We start from the raw sequence: 18871 nt of genomic DNA, 5'->3' as shown, positions 1-18871 counted from the left end.
AGGGGAGGGATCGTGGGGCTGTCAACACCCGTTTTGCAGCGGATCGGCTTGCGGCGCGCTTGGCGGCGCGGCATGGGGGCGGGAACGGGATTGGCGCGAAGGGTAATCGGGCAATGAAGGACACTTTGGTCGTGCTGTTCGGCGGCGGCGGGTTCGTCGGGCGCTATGTGGCGCAGGCGCTGCTGGCGACGGGCGCGCGCGTGCGGATCGCGCAGCGTGATCCCAAGCAGGCGTTCTTCCTGAAACCCCTGGGCGGACTCGGCCAGACCCAGTTTGTCGCGGCCGATGTGCGCAAGCCCGATTCGGTCGCGCGCGCCGTCGCCGGGGCGGATGCAGTGGTGAACCTGGTCGGTGCCTTTGCCGACATGACCGCGCTCCACGTCGCCGGCGCCCGGACGATCGCGGAGGCCGCCAAGGCTGCCGGTGTCGGAGCGCTGGTTCACGTCTCGGCGATCGGCGCCGATCCCGAATCGCCGTCCGAATATGGTCGCAGCAAGGGCGATGGCGAAACCGCCGTCCGCGCGGCCTTTCCTGAGGCGACCATCCTGCGCCCCTCGCTCGTGTTCGGTCGCGAGGACGAGTTCACCAACCGCTTCGCCGCGATGATCGCGCGGATGCCGGTGGTGCCTGTGCTGCGCGGGCCGGCGAAGTTCCAACCGGTGTACGTCAAGGACGTCGCCCGTGTCGTCGTGGCGGCGCTCGCCGACCCGAAGACGTTCGCCGGCCGCACGCTGGAGCTGGGCGGGCCGGACGTGCTGACGATGCGCCAGATCCACGACTTCCTGGCGAGCGCGGTGCTGCGCCACCCGCCGATGCCCGACCTGCCCGACGCGGTCGGATCGGCGATTGCTACCCTGGGCTTCCTGCCCGGCGCGCCGATCACGCGCGACCAATGGGCGATGCTCGGCCGCGACAACGTCGTGACCGGCGACAACGGCCTGGTAGCGGCAGGCGTCACGCCGACGCCGATGGCAGCGGTCGCGCCCGAATGGCTGGTGCGGTTCCGCCGCCAGGGCCGCTTCGCCAAGCGCGTCACGGCCTGAGCGCATGGACATCGTTACTGCGATCATCCTCGGCATCGTCGAGGGGATCACCGAATTCCTGCCCGTGTCCTCAACCGGGCACCTCATCCTCGCGACCGAGTTGCTCGGCTATGATGCGGCGCGTTGGTCGGTGTTCAACATCGCGATCCAGCCTGGCGCGATCCTGGCGATCGTCGTGCTGTACTGGCGAACCTTCCTCGCGGTGGCGAAGGGGCTGCTGAGCTGGGAGGCGAATTCGGTCGCCTTCGTGCGCAACCTGCTGCTCGCGTTCTTCCCCGCGGTCGTGTTGGGGCTGGCGTTCGGCGACCAGATCGATGCGCTGCTGGAGAATGCCGTCGTCGTCGCCTGGGCGCTGATCGCAGGCGGCTTCGCGATCCTGGTGGTCGAGCGGCTGGCGAAGACCGACAATGTGCTGGGCATATCGGGCGTGTCGATCGCACAGTCGGTCAAGATCGGGCTCGTCCAGTGCCTGGCGATGGTCCCGGGCGTCAGTCGGTCCGGCGCGACGATCATGGGCGCCATGTCGTTCGGCATCGATCGGCGGACCGCGGCCGATTTCAGCTTCTTCCTGGCACTTCCGACACTGACCGGCGCGACCGTGCTGCAACTCTACAAGCATCGCGACATGGTGACGCCGGGCGATTTCCAGCTGATCGCGGTCGGCGCGCTCGTATCGTTCGTCGTCGCGCTGATCGTCGTGAAGGCGTTCATGGCGGTCGTCACCCGCTACGGGTTTGGCCCGTTTGCCTGGTACAGAATCGCTGCCGGCACGGCGGCTCTGGTATGGCTTAAAACGCGATAGGTCCGAAAAGGGACTTTTATTGCGACAGAATATTGCGCTGCGGCGAAATCTCCGGAAAACCGCGCGGTAGTCAGGTCAATGACCTTGCCGTGTTAGCGTAATTGCGCGTGACATCGCCTTTTCTGCACCATAGCCGGATGCTCGAAAGGATCGAGCATGGCTACCGAGCAGCTGCTGAAATTCGTCGATCGCGACCAGGCGTATCCCGCAAAGCGTGATGCGGCGGCGCGCGCGGCGGATTTCCGTGAGATCGCCGAGCGGTACAATCCGCCCGCGGCCGAGGACCAGGCCGGGCGCTGCTCGCAATGCGGCGTGCCGTATTGTTCAGTCCACTGTCCGCTTCACAACCATATTCCCGACTGGCTGCGCCTGACCGCGGAAGGGCGGCTGCGCGAGGCGTACGAGCTCAGCAACAGCACCTCGACCATGCCGGAGATCTGCGGGCGCATCTGCCCGCAGGACCGGCTGTGCGAAGGCAATTGCGTCATCGAATTCTCCGGCCACGGCGCGGTCACGATCGGGTCTGTCGAGAAGTTCATCACCGACACCGCCTGGGAAGAAGGCTGGGTCGAGCCGCTGTTCCCCGGCCCGGCGCGCGGCCAGTCGGTCGGCGTGATCGGCGCGGGGCCTGCGGGGCTGAGCGCGGCGGAGTATCTGCGCGGCTATGGCTACGAGGTGCATGTCTACGATCGCCATGACCGCGCGGGCGGGCTGCTGACGTACGGCATCCCGGGTTTCAAGCTGGAAAAGGACGTCGTCCTGCGCCGCGTCGACCGGCTGAAGGCGGGCGGCATCGTGTTCCATGAGGGCTTTTCGGTTGGAGAGCAGGCTTCGCTCGATGAATTGCGGACGAGGCATGACGCGCTGCTGATCGCGACCGGCGTCTACAAGCCGCGCGCGATCAGGGCGCCGGGCGTGGGGGCTGCCGGCGTGGTCGAGGCGCTGGATTATCTGACGGCGTCGAACCGCAAGGGCTTCGGCGACGCCGTCCCCGCATTCGACAACGGGTCGCTGGATGCCGCGGGCAAGCATGTCGTCGTCATCGGCGGCGGCGACACCGCGATGGATTGCGTCCGCACCGCCGTCCGCCAGGGCGCGGCCAGCGTGAAGTGCCTTTACCGCCGCGACCGCGCGAACATGCCGGGATCGCAGCGCGAGACGAAGAACGCGGAAGAAGAGGGCGTTGAGTTCGTCTGGCTCTCCGCACCCGAGGCTTTCGAAGGCGGTGACGTCGTCACAGCGGTAAAGGCTAGCGCGATGCGCCTGGGCGCGCCCGACGCCAGCGGCCGCCGCGCGCCGGAGGTCGATCCGGCCGGTGGCTTCTCGGTCAAGGCGGGCCTGGTCATCAAGGCCTTGGGCTTCGACGCCGAAGACCTGCCGACCCTGTTCGGCGCGAGCGATCTGGGCGTCACCCGCTGGGGCACGCTGCGCGTCGATGCCAAATCGATGATGACGAGCCTCGACGGGGTCTTCGCCGCCGGTGACATCGTGCGCGGCGCGAGCCTGGTCGTGTGGGCGATCCGCGACGGACGCGACGTGAGCGAGCGAATGCATGCGTATCTGAAAGCGAAGGTCGAAGCCCAAAGGAAGGCTGCATGACGGTGATCGGAGTAGCGTTGGCGCTGTTGGTCGCACAGGCAGGGGATGATGCCTCCCGTAAGGTCATACTGGACGATTTCGTCGCGTCGATTCCCCCTCCGATGAACACCCCCCGCCCGGTAAGCGACGCCGACATCGCGCGCCTGAGCGCTGACGGTATCGCAGAGCAAAAGGTTCGCGCGATTCTCGCGACGTATGAGCAGTGCCGCTTCGAGAGCGGTTCGATAGCGAACAGATCCTGGCTGCGGAGAGTCGCGGCGACGATGCCCGAAGCATCGGTTCGGCGCCTGACCGCCTTCTACACCAGCGACGCCTATCGCCGGATGCGGACGATCATGCTGCAACCTCCCGGTCAGACCACCAAAGCCGAGCGGGCCGAAGTGATCCGCATGGGAGAGGAAAATGGCGCCGACGCCTTTCTAGCGGCATCGCGCAAAGTACCCAATACGGAGCGCCAGGCCGCCGAAACGCTGTGCAAGAAAGCGCGAGATGAACACCTTGGTGAGGCTGCGAGATGACCGACGCTACTGATCCCCGGGCTTACCTCGCCGAGCATGGCATGTACCGCCCCGAATTCGAGAGCGACGCCTGCGGCGTGGGCATGGTCGCCGCGACCGATGGCGTGCCTTCGCGCCGGGTCGTCCAGGCCGCGATCGATGCGTTGAAGGCGGTGTGGCACCGCGGTGCGGTCGATGCCGATGGCAAGACCGGCGATGGCGCGGGCATCCACGTCGACCTGCCCGCGAAGTTCTTCGACGATTGCGTCGTTGCGTCCGGCCACCGCGTGATGCCGAACCGGTTGGCGGTCGGCATGATGTTCCTGCCGCGCACCGACCTGTCGGCGCAGGAGGCGTGCCGCACGATCGTCGAATCGGAGATCATCGACGCCGGCTGGACCATCTACGGCTGGCGCCAGGTGCCGGTGAACGTGGCCGTCATCGGCCAGAAGGCGCAGGCGACGCGGCCCGAGATCGAGCAGATCATGATCGCGGGCCCCCTGCCCGACGACGCGTCGGCCGCGGAGTTCGAAAAGGAACTCTACCTTGTCCGCCGCCGCATCGAGAAGCGGGTGATCGCGGCGCAGATCCAGGGCTTCTATGCCTGCTCGCTGTCGTGCCGCTCGATCGTGTACAAGGGGCTGTTCCTGGCCGAGAGCCTGTCGGTGTTCTACCCCGACCTGACCGACGACCGGTTCGAGAGCCGCGTCGCGATCTTTCACCAGCGCTATTCGACCAACACGTTCCCGCAATGGTGGCTGGCGCAGCCGTTCCGCTGTCTCGCGCACAACGGCGAAATCAACACGATCCGCGGCAACAAGAACTGGATGCTCAGCCACGAGATCAAGATGGCGAGCATCGCGTTCGGGGAACGCAGCGAGGACATCAAGCCGGTGATCCCGGCCGGCGCGTCCGACACCGCCGCGCTGGACGCGGTGTTCGAGGCGATCTGCCGCTCGGGCCGCGATGCGCCCACCGCCAAGATCATGCTCGTGCCCGAGGCGTGGTCGAACGACATGCCGCGCACGCACCTCGACATGTACCGCTATCTCGCCAGCGTCATGGAGCCGTGGGACGGCCCGGCTGCGCTCGCGATGACCGACGGCCGCTGGGCGGTCGCGGGCATGGACCGCAATGCGCTGCGTCCCCTTCGCTACACGCTGACCGGCGACGGGTTGCTGATCGTGGGGTCGGAAACCGGCATGGTCGTGGTGCCGGAGACGACGGTGATCGAAAAGGGTCGGCTCGGGCCAGGCCAGATGATCGCGGTCGACCTGGAGCAGGGTCGTGTCCTGCACGACCGCGCGGTCAAGGACCAGATCGCTGGCGAGGCCGATTACGCCGCGATGATCGGCGAATTCCTGAGCGTGGACGACCTGGCTGAGGCGCAAGCGTCGATCCCGACGTGGGACCGTGCCGACCTGTCGCGCCGCCAGGTAGCCGCCGGCCAGACGCTGGAGGACATGGAGCTGATCCTGTCGCCGATGGTCGAGGGCGCCAAGGAAGCGATCGGATCGATGGGCGACGACACGCCGCTGGCGGTCATTTCCGACAAGCCGCGCCTGATCAGCCAGTTCTTCCGTCAGAACTTCAGCCAGGTGACCAATCCGCCGATTGACCCGTTGCGCGAACGCCATGTCATGTCGCTGAAGACGCGGTTCGGGAATCTCGCCAACATCCTCGACCATTCGGCCGCGCCGTCGAAGGTGCTGGTGCTCGAATCGCCGGTGCTGACCAACGGCGACTGGGACCGGCTGAAAGGCCATTTCGCCATGAGCGCGGCCGATATCGACTGCACCTTCCCCGCGGGCAGCGGCCCCGAAGGCTTGCGCGCCGCGATCGCCGACATCCGCGCGCAGGCCGAACAGGCGGTGCGCCAGGGCAAGTCGGAGCTGTTCCTGAGCGACGAGGGCGTCGGCCCCGACCGGATGGCGATCGCCGGCGTGCTGGCGGCGGCCGCCGTCCACACCCACCTCGTCCGTCGCGGCCTGCGCAGCTATGCGTCGATCAACGTCCGCTCGTCCGAATGTCTCGACACCCATTACTACGCGGTGCTGATCGGCGTCGGCGCGACGACGGTGAACGCATATCTCGCCGAAGCGTCGATCCGCGACCGCCATGCCCGCGGCCTGTTCGGCGACCTGGGACTAGCCGACTGCCTGAAGCGCCATCGCACCGCAGTCGACGAAGGCCTGCTGAAGATCATGTCGAAGATGGGGATCGCAGTGATCTCCAGCTATCGCGGCGGCTATAATTTCGAGGCGGTGGGCCTCAGCCGTGCGCTGGTCAACGACCTGTTTCCGGGCATGCCCGCCAAGATCTCGGGCGAGGGCTATGCTTCGCTCTACCTCAACGCGACGATGCGGCATGACGCGGCGTTCGACACTGCGGTTGCAACGCTGCCGATCGGCGGCTTCTATCGCCAGCGCCATGGTGGCGAGACGCACGCCTTCTCCGCGCAGCTGATGCACACGTTGCAGACCGCGGTCGGCACCGACAGCTATTCGACCTACCTCGCCTTTTCGCGCGGGGTCCGCGACCTGCCGCCGGTATACTTACGCGACCTGCTGGAATTCAATTTCCCGAAGGACGGCGTGCCGATCGATTCGGTCGAGGCGATCACCGAAATCCGCAAGCGCTTCGTGACGCCGGGCATGTCGCTGGGCGCGCTCAGCCCGGAGGCGCACGAGACGCTGGCGATCGCGATGAACCGCATCGGCGCACGCGCGGTGTCGGGCGAGGGCGGCGAGGCCAAGGAGCGCTACACGCCGTACGAGAATGGCGACAACGCGAATTCGGGCGTGAAGCAGATCGCGAGCGGGCGCTTCGGCGTGACCGCCGAGTATCTCAACGCCTGCGACGAGATCGAGATCAAGGTCGCGCAAGGAGCCAAGCCCGGCGAGGGCGGCCAGCTGCCCGGTTTCAAGGTGACTGAACTGATCGCCAAGTTGCGCCACGCGACTCCCGGCGTCGGGCTCATCTCGCCGCCGCCGCACCACGACATCTATTCGATCGAGGATCTGGCGCAGCTGATCTACGACCTGAAGCAGATCAACCCGCGTGCGCGAGTTTGCGTGAAGCTGGTCAGCTCGGCCGGCATCGGCACCGTCGCAGCGGGCGTGGCGAAGGCACACGCCGACGTCATCCTGGTCGCGGGCCACAACGGCGGCACCGGAGCCTCTCCGCAGACCAGCATAAAATATGCCGGTACGCCGTGGGAAATGGGGCTGAGCGAGGTCAACCAGACGCTGACGCTCAACAGCCTTCGTGGCCGCGTGAAGCTGCGCACCGACGGCGGGCTGAAGACCGGGCGCGACATCGTCATCGCCGCGATCCTGGGCGCCGAGGAATTCGGCATCGGCACGCTGAGCCTGGTCGCGATGGGCTGCATCATGGTGCGCCAGTGCCATTCGAACACCTGTCCGGTCGGCGTGTGCGTGCAGGACGAAAAACTGCGCGCCAAGTTCACCGGAAGCCCGGAAAAGGTCATCAACCTGATGACCTTCATCGCCGAGGAAGTCCGCGAGATTCTGGCGCGGCTGGGCGTCCGCAGCCTGGACGACGTGATCGGCCGCACCGAACTGCTCCGCCAGGTCAGCCGCGGCGCGGAGCATCTCGACGACCTCGACCTCAATCCGATCCTCGCCAAGGTCGACGCGACCGACGCCGAGCGCCGCTATTCGCTCGACACCTGGCGCAATGCGGTGCCCGATAGCCTGGATGCGCAGATTATCAAGGACGCGGCGGCGGTGTTCAGCCGGCGCGAGAAGATGCAGCTGACGTACAGCGTGCGGAACACCCACCGCGCAGTCGGGACAAGCCTGTCGGGTGCGGTCACGCGCGCGTTCGGCATGTCGACGCTGGATGACGGACACATCACCGTTCGCCTGCGCGGCTCGGCCGGCCAGTCGCTCGGCGCGTTCCTGTGCAAGGGCGTGACGCTGGAAGTGTTCGGCGATGCGAACGACTATGTCGGCAAGGGGCTGTCGGGCGGCATCATCGCGGTGCGGCCGATGGTCAGCTCACCCCTCGCGTCGAACGAGAACACGATCATCGGCAACACGGTGCTCTACGGCGCGACGTCGGGCAAGCTGTTCGCCGCGGGCCAGGCCGGCGAGCGGTTCGCCGTCCGCAATTCGGGCGCGGAGGTCGTCGTCGAGGGCTGCGGCGCCAACGGGTGCGAATATATGACCGGCGGCACCGCCGTGATCCTGGGCGGCGTCGGCGCGAATTTCGGCGCCGGCATGACCGGGGGCATGGCTTTCGTCTACGATCCCGACGCGACGTTCGAGCGCCGGGTGAACCCGGAAACGCTGACGTGGTGCCGACTTTCCTCCGGCCATTGGGAAGCGGTGCTGCGTGCGCTGGTCGTGCGGCACGTGGCGGCGACCGACAGCAAGTTCGCCGCCAGCCTGATCGAGGACTGGGATCGTATCCGCGGGGCGTTCTGGCAGGTCTGCCCGAAGGAAATGGTCGCCCGCCTGGCGCATCCGCTCGACGATTCGGAGGCCGCGCTGGAAGCGGCCGAATGATATTCCGTTCGTGCTGAGCTTGTCGAAGCACCGTTCTTTTTCCCGCCCGTCCGGCATGCCGGACGAGGAAAGAGGCAGCCCTTCGACAGGCTCGGACGAACGGAACCGGCGCATGCAAAGCCCGTTCAGCTGAGACTAAGCCTTTGTGCTATAAGGGCTCTCGTTTGCTGTTTCGACTCGGGAGAGTATCATGCGTTTCATGTCCGCTGCCGCCCTGGCGCTGTGCGTCACCGCCGCGCCCGCTGCCGCGCAGTCGCCGATCCAGGCTGACGCCGTCCGCGCGCTGCAGGACCCGGTGGCGCAGGACGGCATCGCCGCTGCCGTCAGCGCGCTCGCCGGGATCGTGCTCGACACGCGTGTCGGGCCGCTTGCGTCGCTGACCGGTCCCGACAGCGATATCCGCGCAGGCGATACGCTGCGCGATGTCCAGCGCCGTCGCGATCCGCAGTTCGAGGCGCGGCTGCATGACGACACCCGCCGCGCAGTTGCCAATGCCGGGACGGTCGCGGGTGGTGCGCTCGCGATGTCGGGGGAACTGGCCCGCACCGCCGATCGCCTTCGTGCCGCCGTCGCGCCACTCACTGGCCTGCTCGCCAGCAACGCGCTCACCGCACCGCGCTATGACGGGGCCGACGACGATTATTGACGGCGCCGCTGGACGGGTCGCGCAGGGGCGGTAGATAAGGGCTGCATGTGGCAGCTCTATCAATTCCCCCTGTGCCCCTTCTCGCGCAAGGTCCGGCTGCTGCTGGCAGAAAAGGGCGTCGGATACGATCCGGTGCGCGAATCGCCGTGGGAGCGGCGTGACGAATTCCTCGACATGAATCCGGCCGGGCAGACCCCGGTGATGATCGACACCGATCGCCCCGGCGCCCCGCTGATCGATTCGATGGCGATCTGCGAATATTTCGAGGAGACGGTCGAGAAATCGGCGATGATCAACGGCACCGCGGCCAACCGCGCCGAGATCCGCCGGCTGGTCGCGTGGTTCGATACGCAATTCTACCGCGACATCACCGCGCCGTTGCTCAACGAACGCATGCTGAAGCGCGTCGTCCACCGCACCGCGCCCGACGCCGCGCTGCTGCGCGAAGCGATGCGCGCGGCGGTCGGGCATCTCGACTATATCGACTATCTGCTCGACCACCGCACCTGGCTCGCTGGCGCGACGATGAGCCTCGCCGATCTTGCCGCCGCCGCGCAGATCTCGGTCGCCGATTACCTGGGCGGCATCGACTGGAAGAGCCACGAACAGGCCAAGCGCTGGTACGTCGGCATGAAGAGCCGCCCCAGCTTCCGCCCGCTGCTCGCCGAACGCATGGAAATCGTCAGCCCGCCGGCGGATTACGAGAAGCTGGACCTGTAGTGCTGCCGTGGCGGGCAGTGGTCGCGATGATCGTTCTGCTCGCGCCGACCGGATGTTACGGGCCGGCGGCAAATGCGAACAGGGTCGCGGCGATCGCGGTCGAGGCACATGGGTTGATGCAATTGCCGCAGTCCGACTGGGAAAGCGTGTCGGATCGACGGCTTCCACCGACCATCGCGAGCCTGCATCCCGATTTTATCTCGATCTCGCCAAAGGGCGTCGACATTGTCACGACAGCTCTTTTTGACGGCGGTTAGGGATACTACGTGCCCCGGTCCGCCCGCCCTTCTTCTGGGGAGCTGTTTCGGCACCGAAGCGTGGGTCACGGCGTTTACTGGTTCCATCCCTACTGACCAGCGGACCCATTCATGCTCGAACATATCCCTCACTGGCTCGGCGCTGCCCTGAAGGGCTTGCGCGCGGGCACCGACAAGCTGGCGATCGTGCAGGAGGGCCTTGGCAGTTTCGCCGCGATCGACCTGCGCTCGCCCGCTTTTGCTAATGGCGGGCGTATTCCCGAACGCTTTACCGCGGACGGCGCTGGTGTCTCGCCGCCGCTGTTCTGGACCGGCGTGCCGGCGGAGGCGACGCATCTGGCGTTGCTGGTCGAGGATGCCGACGCACCGACACCTGCGCCCCTCGTTCACGCGATCGTCTGGGGTTTGCCGGCCGAGGACGGGCAGCTGGCCGAGGCCGCGATCGTCGCGGATGGCGACGGCGGGGCACAGGGTGACGTCGGCCGCAACTCCTATTTGCGCGAAGGCTGGTTGCCGCCCGACCCGCCGACCGGGCATGGCGAACACCGTTACGCTTTCCAGTTGTTCGCATTGAGGGATGCCTCCGATCCCGGCGCAACGCCGAGCCGCGGCGATATCGTTGAGGCTATGCGCGGGCGGGTGCTGGCAGCGGGATTGCTGACGGGCACCTATTCGCGCGGCGAGCCGGCGAATATGGGGCCGGTGGGCGCGGTCGCGCCGGCTTAGGCATCTGTGCCCCTGCGGAGGCGGGAGCCCAGGGTAGCGGAGGTCGTCGCTTGCCGCCCTGGGCTCCCGCCTTCGCGGGAGCACGGCGGGGCTTACAGCCGTCGTGTCAGCGCCTTCTTCAACCGATCGTGCGCCGACTTCTTGATCTGGCAGACGCGCGCGGCGCCGACGTCGAGCACCTGGCCGATTTCCTCGAGGTTCAGTTCCTCTATGTAATAGAGCTGGATCACCATCTGCTCGCGTTCCGGAAGGTCGGCGATCGCCTGGACCAGCACGTCACGCTGATCGGCGTCGGCCAGCGCATCAAACGGCGACGGCTCCTCGGACACGAACCACGGGCCTTCGTCGCCCTGAAGATCCTCGATCGTCTCGAACCGCACGGGTTCCGCGGTCGCGTAATCGGTGCGCAGCTTCTCGATAGTCACGCCCAGCGTCTCCGCGATCTTGGCGTCGTCGGGGCGGCGGCCGTCGGCGCCGGTCAGCGCGGCGACCGTTTCGTTGTAGAGCTTGCGCCGCTTCATCGCGCCGCGGGTCAGCGTCGCCTGGCGGCGGAGTTCGTCGATCATCGATCCGCGGACGCGGGTGTTAAGATATTGCTCGAACGTGACCGCGCCGCGATCCTCGAAGCTGCCGGCGGCCTCGACCAGCGCGATCAGCCCGATCTGGACCAGGTCCTCGACCTCGACCGACGACGACATGCTGCCGTGGATGTGCCAGGCGATCCGGCGCACACGCGGCATGTGCTGGCGGACCAGCGCGGTCATGTCGGGACCGGGGCGCGAGCGCGCGCCATAGGTCAGCGGCGCACCCGGCGCGGGCTGGATGGGGCTCATGAAACTCATGCCGCGATCGCCTGCTGGTGCCCACCGAGCGCAGGCGGCTGGTCGGCCGCGCCGATGACGGCGATGACTTCGACCGACTTGTCCTCGGGCACTTCGAAGAAGCTCATGACGGGCGTATCCGGCAAAATGGTTTTGACCAGCTTGCGCATCGCGATGCGGATCGCGGGCTGGACGACGAGCGCGAAGGGCTTGGCCTCGGCGATGAACGGCCCGGCGGCGCGCTGCATGGCATCGGCGATACGGCGGCCGAGATCGGGTTCGATCGCGTGGCGGCGTGCGGGGTCGGAACGGATCGCCTGGCCCAGCAGCGCCTCTAGCTGGCCCTCCAGCGTCATCACCCGCAGCGGTTCGCGCACGGTGCACAGCTTCTGGATGATGAGCGCGCCGAGGTCGGGGCGGATCAGCTCGACCAGCTCCTCCGGATCCGCCGAGCGCGTTGCGGCATTGGCGAGCGCGGCGGCGATGCGGCGGAATTCCTTGAGCGGAATCCCTTCCGCCAGCAGTGCGCGCAGTACCTGCGTCAGCGTGGTCAGCGGCATCGGCTGCGGGCAGAGCGAAGCGACGAGCGCGGCGGAGCGTTCTTTTAGGCCATCGAGCAGCGACTGCACTTCGTCCGGGCCCAGCAGGTCGGCGGCATGGCTCAGCAGCTGCTGATTGAGGTGCGTGGCGACTACCGTGCCGGCATCGACGACCAGATAGCCCGCCCCCGTCGCGGCATCGGCGTCGACCGCCGAGATCCACACCGCGTCGAGGCCGAACGTCGGGTCCTTGGCGGGCTTTCCCGGCAACGTGCCGACCGCCTGGCCGGTATCGAGCGCCAGCATCTCGTCGGGCGACACCTGATCCTCGCCGACGATGACGCCGCCGATGATGATTCGGTAGGTGTAGGGCGCCAGGTTGATGTCGTCGCGCACGCGCACCTGCGGCACGACGAAGCCCAAATCCTTCGACAGTTGGCGGCGCACCCCGGTGATGCGGCCCATCAGCGGGCTGCCCTTCCGCTCATCGACCAGCGGCACGAGACCATAGCCGATGTCGAGAAGGACGTGGCAGGTGTCGCTCACTTCGTCCCAGCCGATCTTCGACAGGTCCTGCGCTTCGGCAGGCGCCGGTGCCTCGGCGACGACCGGGCGATCGGCGGCCTGCTTCAGGCGCCATGCGGCATAGCCTGCCGCGGCGGCGATCGGCAGGATCAGGAAATGCGGCATGCCCGGCACCAGACCGAGCACGCCAAGTGCGGCGGCGACCGGCGTCCAGGTGCGGTGGCTGGCGAACTGGCCACCGATCTGTCCGGCCAGATCCTGGCTGGAGGTGACGCGGGTGACGATCGCGGCGGCGGCGATCGACAGCATCAGCCCCGGCAGCTGCGCGACCAGCGCGTCGCCGATCGCAAGCACGATATAGGTCTGCGCGGCGTCCTTGATGCCCATGCCGTGGCTGACGGTGCCGAGGATCAGGCCGCCGACGATGTTGATCGCCAGGATCAGCAGGCCGGCGACCGCGTCGCCCTTCACGAACTTCGACGAACCGTCCATCGACCCGTAGAAATCGGCTTCGGTCGACACTTCGACACGGCGCGCGCGGGCGTCGTCCGGGGTGATGAGGCCCGCGTTCAAATCGGCGTCGATCGCCATCTGCTTGCCGGGCAATGCGTCCAGGGTGAAGCGCGCCGACACTTCGGACACGCGACCCGCACCCTTGGTCACCACGATCATGTTGATGATGACGAGAATGCTGAACACGAAGAGCCCGACGACGTAATCACCGCCGATCAGGAAGGTGCCGAACGCCTCGATCACATGGCCCGCCGCGGCCTCGCCCTCATGCCCCTTGCCCAGCACGACACGGGTGGAGGCGACGTTGAGCGCCAGGCGGAACAGCGTGGCGAACAGCAGGACGGTCGGGAAGGCGGAGAAATCGAGCGGCTTCTGCGCGTTCAGCGCGACCATCAGCACGGCCAGGCTGATGACGATGTTCATGATGAAGAACACGTCGAGCAGGAAGGCCGGGATCGGCACGACCATCAGCACGACCAGCAGCAGCATGGCGGCGGGGAGTGCCGCGCCTCTCAGGCCGGGCAGCGCCTTGGCAAGCAGGGGGGAGGCCATCAGACGTTACCTCCGAGACGCGCCAGCATGAGATAGGCGAGGCGCGCATTGTCAGGATTGGGGCGGAGCAATGTCGCCGCCGCCTCCGACGCGCCGCTCGCACGGCCGGCGACGCCGAAACGCTCCAGCGTGGAGGCAAGCCAGGCGCGGTCGCCGCCCTGGGCTTCGCTGCCCAGCACGACCTGCATGTCCGGATCGAGCTTCAGCGCGTCGATCGTCCCGCTGGCGAGGCCGGTCGCGCCCGATGCCGCCGCGCCCTTGTCGAGCTTGGCGGCGAAGCGGTTGTAGACGTCGCCCAGCGACCGCGGGCTGCCGTCGGCGGCATAGAAGACGTTGCGATTGCTGCGCGCGGCGGCCGGAAACAGCGCGGCCGCACTCTGGGCGGGATTGCCGTCCATCGCCGACAGGAATTTCTTCGCGCCGCCGATGCCCAGGAAATGCGCCATGTACAGGTCGGTGCCGGTCACGTCGCGATTGAGCGCGGCGCCCAGCTGGTCCTTGTTGTCGGAGGCATGTTCGGCCGCCATCAGCGAGGCTGCGGTGGGGTCGTTGCGCAGGCTCAGGATCTGGCGGCGGACCGACGGATCGCTCACGGTGTACTTGCCCGATGCCGTGCGCGTGATGCTGTCGGCGGCCCAGCCCATGCCGTGGTCGGCGCCGTGGTTCTTGACCACGCCCAGCCAGCTCTGTTCGATGAACTGATAGAGGCCGGTCGCCGACGACGTACCGGCGCGGGCAGAGGCGTTCAGGCCGCTTTCGACCTGCGCCTGCCCCAGCAGATAGTTGAAATCGATCCCCGTGCGCGTGGACGCGAGCTGGATGGCGTTCTGTACGCCTCCGACACGCCCCACGGCGACCTTTGTCAGGTTCGGAATGGTCATTCGAAAATCTTGCCTGAAACCCCTGTTGAGGATCGTTTCAGCAAGAGGCGTGCCAATTACGGACACCCTGCCCCGCGCAGGCGGGACGACGGCTTAGGCGTAGGCGGCGGCGCCGGTCGGGCGGTAGGCGGAGCTCGGCGACCCGGCAAGAACCTGCAGGCGACGGCGGACGTTTGCCGCCATCAGGTTGACGTAGATGCGGCAGGTCTCGTTCAGCCGATGCGCCTCGCGTGCCAGCTCGCCGATCTCAGGCGTTGCGGGCTCGTGATCGCAGGCCGCGGCATCCTCGATGCAGCGCAGCTTGCGCGCGGTGGCCGCCTCGAGCCCGGCGATGTCGTTCGTCTTCAGCGCATCGATCTCGCAGTGCAGCGCTTCGATCACGCCGACCAGGGCATCACGCCGCTTCATTGGGATTCCATTCGAGCTTGAGGGCGAGCAGGCGGTCGGCGATGGTCGCGGGCAGCAGCGGAAACTTGCCGTCCTCGATCGCCTTCTTGATCTTGGAGACGCGCTCGGCATCGACCGGCGCCGAAGCGGCGGCGGGCTGCGACAGCGCCTGCAGCGTCGATGGTGCGCGGGTCACCGTGGCGTCCACTGCCGGTTGCGATACCGTCACCGCCGCAGTCGGCGCGACCGGCGCCGGCTTGCGATCGATGCTCGTCGCCGCTTTTATACCGATCGGATCCACCATGGTTCCCGTCCTCGAATGGCTTCGTCACACCCAACAACGACCTCTGGCGGAAATGTTTTAGCAATTTTTGCGAGAATGAGGGTGAACGACGGCTTCATCACGAAAGCCGGGCGATCGACCCGCTCAATTGGGCAGCGTGGCACGCCCTGTGGCCAGCGCGACCGCCTGGATCGGCGGCTTTGCCGGATCGATCTTCACCAGCAGTCGCCCACCGGCCGGCGCATCGCCCATCGCGGTACCTTCGCGCGATATCGAGAAGCCCGCGCCGCCGGCCTCGACGGTGATCGGGTCGCCGCGCTTGATGACGATCTCGGGCTTCACCACCGGCATGACGGCGGCCGGTGTCGCCGCGGCGACCTGCGGACGCGCGACCTGCGGCGGCAGCTTGATCGGCACGTAGATACGCCAGCGCGGGGCATCGCAGGTGACGACGACCGCGTCCTGGAACGTGCCGCGCCAGTCGAGCTGCGGCAGCGGGCATTGCGCCAGCTTCAGCCGCGCATCGACCGCGGTGCGCGCGCCGCCCTCCTCCCCGATCGCATGGCCCGTAAAGGCGGTGACGGCGACGTCGATAGCGGTCGTGTCCTGAAACCGGATCGCCTGCGCGACCAGCGGCAGCGGCGCGGTGAGGGCAGCGAGAGTGAGCAGCGGACGGATCATCGGGTTTCCCCATCATAGGAGAGTGTAAGCTGGACGGCGCGACCCGCGCCGGGACGGGTATCGATCGCGATGCGGCCGGGCGGCACGTCGCGCGCGATCGCCGCGGCGACGGCCCGCGCGCGGTCGGCAGCGAGGATCGCAGCGGAGCCGGTCGCGGGATCGACATCGGCCGGCGTGGCATCGGTGCCGCCGGTGACGCGGATCGTCGTGCGCGGATCGTTGGTGACCGCGCGGACCCAGCCGGCGACATCGTACGGCGGCAGCGCGGCAGAGCCGGTTGCAAAGCCCTGAACGACATTCGCCTCGAGCGCGATCGGCGCTTCGGCGGCAAGGCCGAACCCTTCGCGCAAGGCGTTGCCGAGCGTGGCCGCATCGACCTTCGGATTGGCCTGGAGAAAGACGAAGAAGCCAACAAGCAGCATCATGACGTCGGCCAGCGTCACCAGCCAGATCGGCCGGCGCGATTCGTCCTCCATCAACTGGTCGATCGTCATGCGACCGCCACCGCGCGCAGTTGTGGCGCTTCGCGTGTCGCCAGCCGCGCGAGCGGATCGGCCAGGCGCCCGCGCTCCACGCATTCGGCGCGCGCCAGCCGCTTCAGTCGCGCCGCGACGGGCAGGCAGACGAGGTTGCCGAGCAGCGCGCCGTACAATGTCGCCAGCACGGCGATCGCCATCGCGCCGCCGATCGCCGACGGGTCGGTCATGCTGGTGAAGAGGCGGACGAGGCCGATCAGCGTGCCGACCATGCCCATCGCGGGCGCGAATTCGGCCGCCGCCGCCCATGTCTCGGCCGCCGCACGCTGGCGTTCGAACCGCGCGGTGCGGCGATCCTCGATCACGGCGCGGACGACCTCGCCGTCGGCGCCGTCGACGATGGCCCCCATTGCGGCGGCGACATCGGGATCGGTGATGACCGATCGGTCGAGCTGCATCACGCCGTGGCGCGCGGTGATCCGGCTCAGCGCCTCGACCTGCGTAACCAGGGCGCCGGCATCGAACGGCGTCCGCCCGATCGCCTTCAGCGCGACGATCGACCGCGTAAGATCGCGCGCAGGCGTGCGCAGGACGGTGGCAACGACCGTCCCCCCGCCGACGATGGCGAAGGCGAGCGGATCGAGGAAGAGGACAAGGCTGGCGGTAACGGACATCGCGCGGATGCTGTGCAAGGGACGTGCCGTTTTGGTTTACCATGATGGATCGAGATCGAGTGCCGATCGGAACCCATGCACCCGGCAATCCTCAACCGGCAACCGGCAACCCTTTGCCGCCCTGCCCTGCCGGTGACCGTCCCGCAGGCAAAATCGGGCAATTGGCACGGTGGTTGCAGGGCCGTCTCACGTCATCAACGCGGGACCACGCCATCATGGCTGAGAACGATCTTTTCGGGGTACACGGGACAGCCCTTGCGGTGCGGTCGCAGCGCATGGCGTTGCTTGCGTCGAACATCGCGAACGCGTCCACCCCCGGCTACAAGGCCAAGGACATCGACTTCTCCGCGGCGCTGAAGGGCGCCGAGAGCGGTGTGCTGGACGCGAGCGTCACCGCAAACACCAAATACCGCCTGCCGACGCAGATGAGCCTGGACGGCAATACCGTCGAGCTGGCGACCGAGCAGACCGCCTTTGCCGAGAATGCCGTCGCCTACCAGACGACGCTATCGTTCCTGAACGGTCGCATCGGCACCATCACCCGCGCGCTGAAGGGCGAATAAGCCATGGCCGATTCCCCGATGAACATCTTCCAGGTCGCCGGTCGCGCGATGTCCGCGCAGCTGGTGCGGATGAACACGACCGCGTCGAACCTGGCGAACGCCGGCGGCGTCGCGACGACCGCTCAGGCCGCCTATCGTTCGATCAAGCCGGTGTTCCGCACCCAGTTCGACCAGGCATCGCAGATGTCGACGGTCAACGTCGAGAAGATCGTCACCGCGGGCGAAGAACCGACCAAGCGCTTCGATCCCGGCAATCCGCTGGCCGACAAGGACGGCAACGTCTTCGAGAACGCGGTCGATGAAAGCCGCGAGCTGGTCGACATGCTCGAGAGCGCGCGAAACTACCAGAACAACGTCGAGGTCATGCAGACCGCCAAGACGCTGATCCTCGATACCATCAAGCTGGGACGCTGATACCATGGCCACCACCACTTCCGCCTTCGAAAGCGCGCTGGGCAAGGCGGGCATCAGCACCGCCGCCGCCGCCAAGGCCGCGACCGCTGCGAAGACTTCGACCAGCAAGACGCTGAACGAGATGGGCCCGGGCGACTTCATCGCGCTGCTGACCGCGCAGATGAAGAACCAGGACCCGTTCGAGCCGGTCGACAATTCGCAGATGGTCGCCCAGATGGCGCAATTCTCGTCGCTGGCCGGTATTTCGGACATGGGATCGACGCTGAAGTCGATCGCGACGAAGCTGAGCGCCAGCACCGCGTCGGAGGCGATGTCCTACGTCGGCAAGACCGTGCTGACCGAAGGCAAGACCGCCTATCCGCGTGCATCGGGCGGCATCGCTGGCGCGGTCGAACTCGACGCCGCTGCGACCAACGTCACCGTGACCATCATGGACAAGAACGGCGCGCCCGTCCGCTCGTTCGACATGGGCGCGAAGCCCGCCGGCTCGGCCACCTTCGACTGGGACGGCAAGCTGGAAGACGGCACCGCGACCGAAGGGCCCTATACGCTGAGCGCCATCGCCCGCGACGGTGCGACGTCGGTCACCAGCCGCACGCTCGTCTGGGCGCCGGTCACCTCGGCTACGCTGCCCAACGGGTCCGAGCCTGTGCTGACGCTGCCGGGCATCGGCGACGTCAAGGCCTCCGCCATCCGCGCGGTCGCCTGATCTTCTTTCAACCGCCTCTCATCCCAACCCA

The 18871-nt window shown here is 67.3% G+C and carries 20 protein-coding genes; 12 read left to right on the top strand and 8 right to left on the bottom strand.

The features are described 5' to 3' along the window. Window positions 1-113 precede the first annotated feature (113 nt). The 9 genes from ASE86_RS01625 to ASE86_RS01585 all read left to right on the top strand — a co-directional run bounded on the left by ASE86_RS01625 (window position 114) and on the right by ASE86_RS01585 (window position 10822). Window positions 114-1043, top strand: coding sequence for a complex I NDUFA9 subunit family protein (locus tag ASE86_RS01625; protein WP_056421769.1), 930 nt, complete (start codon window positions 114-116; stop codon window positions 1041-1043). 4 nt (window positions 1044-1047) lie between these two features. Next, window positions 1048-1845: an undecaprenyl-diphosphate phosphatase gene (locus ASE86_RS01620; protein ID WP_056421768.1), complete on the top strand. Its 798-nt coding sequence runs from the start codon at window positions 1048-1050 to the stop codon at window positions 1843-1845. Window positions 1846-2001: 156 nt separating this feature from the next. Further along, entirely contained in the window at window positions 2002-3444 is a 1443-nt protein-coding gene (locus ASE86_RS01615) for an NAD(P)-dependent oxidoreductase (RefSeq protein WP_056421767.1), read from the top strand. Beyond that, window positions 3441-3962 (top strand): hypothetical protein, encoded by a 522-nt coding sequence (locus ASE86_RS01610; protein ID WP_056421766.1) that lies wholly within the window; start codon window positions 3441-3443, stop codon window positions 3960-3962. The genes ASE86_RS01615 and ASE86_RS01610 overlap by 4 nt, the downstream gene beginning before the upstream one ends. Then, entirely contained in the window at window positions 3959-8473 is a 4515-nt protein-coding gene (gltB, locus tag ASE86_RS01605) for a glutamate synthase large subunit (RefSeq protein WP_056421765.1), read from the top strand. The genes ASE86_RS01610 and gltB overlap by 4 nt, the downstream gene beginning before the upstream one ends. A gap of 190 nt (window positions 8474-8663) precedes the next feature. Next, window positions 8664-9119, top strand: coding sequence for a hypothetical protein (locus ASE86_RS01600; RefSeq protein WP_056421764.1), 456 nt, complete (start codon window positions 8664-8666; stop codon window positions 9117-9119). A 45-nt stretch (window positions 9120-9164) separates the two neighbouring features. Beyond that, window positions 9165-9839 carry a glutathione S-transferase family protein gene (locus ASE86_RS01595; protein ID WP_056421763.1) on the top strand — a complete coding sequence of 225 codons (675 nt, stop codon included), beginning with the start codon at window positions 9165-9167 and terminating at the stop codon, window positions 9837-9839. A gap of 26 nt (window positions 9840-9865) precedes the next feature. Then, window positions 9866-10096, top strand: a complete 231-nt coding sequence (locus ASE86_RS01590; protein ID WP_156346994.1) for a hypothetical protein — start codon at window positions 9866-9868, stop codon at window positions 10094-10096. Between the two features lie 111 nt (window positions 10097-10207). Further along, entirely contained in the window at window positions 10208-10822 is a 615-nt protein-coding gene (locus tag ASE86_RS01585) for a YbhB/YbcL family Raf kinase inhibitor-like protein (RefSeq protein WP_056421761.1), read from the top strand. Between the two features lie 92 nt (window positions 10823-10914). On the opposite strand, the gene fliA is transcribed toward ASE86_RS01585, so the two are convergent. The 8 genes from fliA to ASE86_RS01545 form a co-directional block, all read right to left on the bottom strand. Next, complete coding sequence (fliA, locus tag ASE86_RS01580; protein WP_056421760.1) at window positions 10915-11664, bottom strand: RNA polymerase sigma factor FliA; 750 nt, start codon at window positions 11662-11664, stop codon at window positions 10915-10917. After that, window positions 11661-13772, bottom strand: coding sequence for a flagellar biosynthesis protein FlhA (gene flhA / locus ASE86_RS01575; protein WP_056421759.1), 2112 nt, complete (start codon window positions 13770-13772; stop codon window positions 11661-11663). The genes fliA and flhA overlap by 4 nt, the downstream gene beginning before the upstream one ends. Beyond that, on the bottom strand, window positions 13772-14653 hold the full coding sequence (locus ASE86_RS01570; protein WP_056421758.1) for a hypothetical protein: 882 nt from the start codon (window positions 14651-14653) through the stop codon (window positions 13772-13774). The genes flhA and ASE86_RS01570 overlap by 1 nt, the downstream gene beginning before the upstream one ends. A gap of 93 nt (window positions 14654-14746) precedes the next feature. After that, window positions 14747-15061, bottom strand: coding sequence for a flagellar protein FlgN (locus tag ASE86_RS01565; RefSeq protein ID WP_056421757.1), 315 nt, complete (start codon window positions 15059-15061; stop codon window positions 14747-14749). Then, window positions 15048-15344 carry a flagellar biosynthesis anti-sigma factor FlgM gene (gene flgM, locus ASE86_RS01560; RefSeq protein WP_056421756.1) on the bottom strand — a complete coding sequence of 99 codons (297 nt, stop codon included), beginning with the start codon at window positions 15342-15344 and terminating at the stop codon, window positions 15048-15050. The genes ASE86_RS01565 and flgM overlap by 14 nt, the downstream gene beginning before the upstream one ends. Before the next feature lie 123 nt (window positions 15345-15467). Further along, entirely contained in the window at window positions 15468-16004 is a 537-nt protein-coding gene (locus tag ASE86_RS01555; protein ID WP_056421755.1) for a flagella basal body P-ring formation protein FlgA, read from the bottom strand. Next, window positions 16001-16498: a flagellar motor protein MotB gene (locus ASE86_RS01550; RefSeq protein ID WP_056421754.1), complete on the bottom strand. Its 498-nt coding sequence runs from the start codon at window positions 16496-16498 to the stop codon at window positions 16001-16003. Before ASE86_RS01550 ends, ASE86_RS01555 begins: the two co-directional genes overlap by 4 nt. Beyond that, on the bottom strand, window positions 16495-17154 hold the full coding sequence (locus ASE86_RS01545) for a motility protein A (protein WP_056426434.1): 660 nt from the start codon (window positions 17152-17154) through the stop codon (window positions 16495-16497). The genes ASE86_RS01550 and ASE86_RS01545 overlap by 4 nt, the downstream gene beginning before the upstream one ends. Before the next feature lie 212 nt (window positions 17155-17366). On the opposite strand from ASE86_RS01545, the gene ASE86_RS01540 reads away from it, so the two are divergent. From ASE86_RS01540 to ASE86_RS01530, 3 genes are read left to right on the top strand one after another with little or no spacing between them, the layout of a single operon-like run. Further along, complete coding sequence (locus ASE86_RS01540) at window positions 17367-17717, top strand: flagellar basal body rod protein FlgB (RefSeq protein WP_414881271.1); 351 nt, start codon at window positions 17367-17369, stop codon at window positions 17715-17717. A 3-nt stretch (window positions 17718-17720) separates the two neighbouring features. Beyond that, on the top strand, window positions 17721-18131 hold the full coding sequence (flgC, locus tag ASE86_RS01535) for a flagellar basal body rod protein FlgC (protein WP_056421752.1): 411 nt from the start codon (window positions 17721-17723) through the stop codon (window positions 18129-18131). A 4-nt stretch (window positions 18132-18135) separates the two neighbouring features. Further along, a complete protein-coding gene (locus ASE86_RS01530; RefSeq protein ID WP_056421751.1) occupies window positions 18136-18840 on the top strand; it encodes a flagellar hook assembly protein FlgD in 705 nt (234 codons plus the stop codon). Window positions 18841-18871 lie beyond the last annotated feature (31 nt).

The organism is Sphingomonas sp. Leaf33 (assembly GCF_001421785.1).
Taxonomy (GTDB): domain Bacteria; phylum Pseudomonadota; class Alphaproteobacteria; order Sphingomonadales; family Sphingomonadaceae; genus Sphingomonas.
Note: the sequence above shows the minus strand (reverse complement) of the source record. Positions and strands in the feature narration are given on the sequence as shown.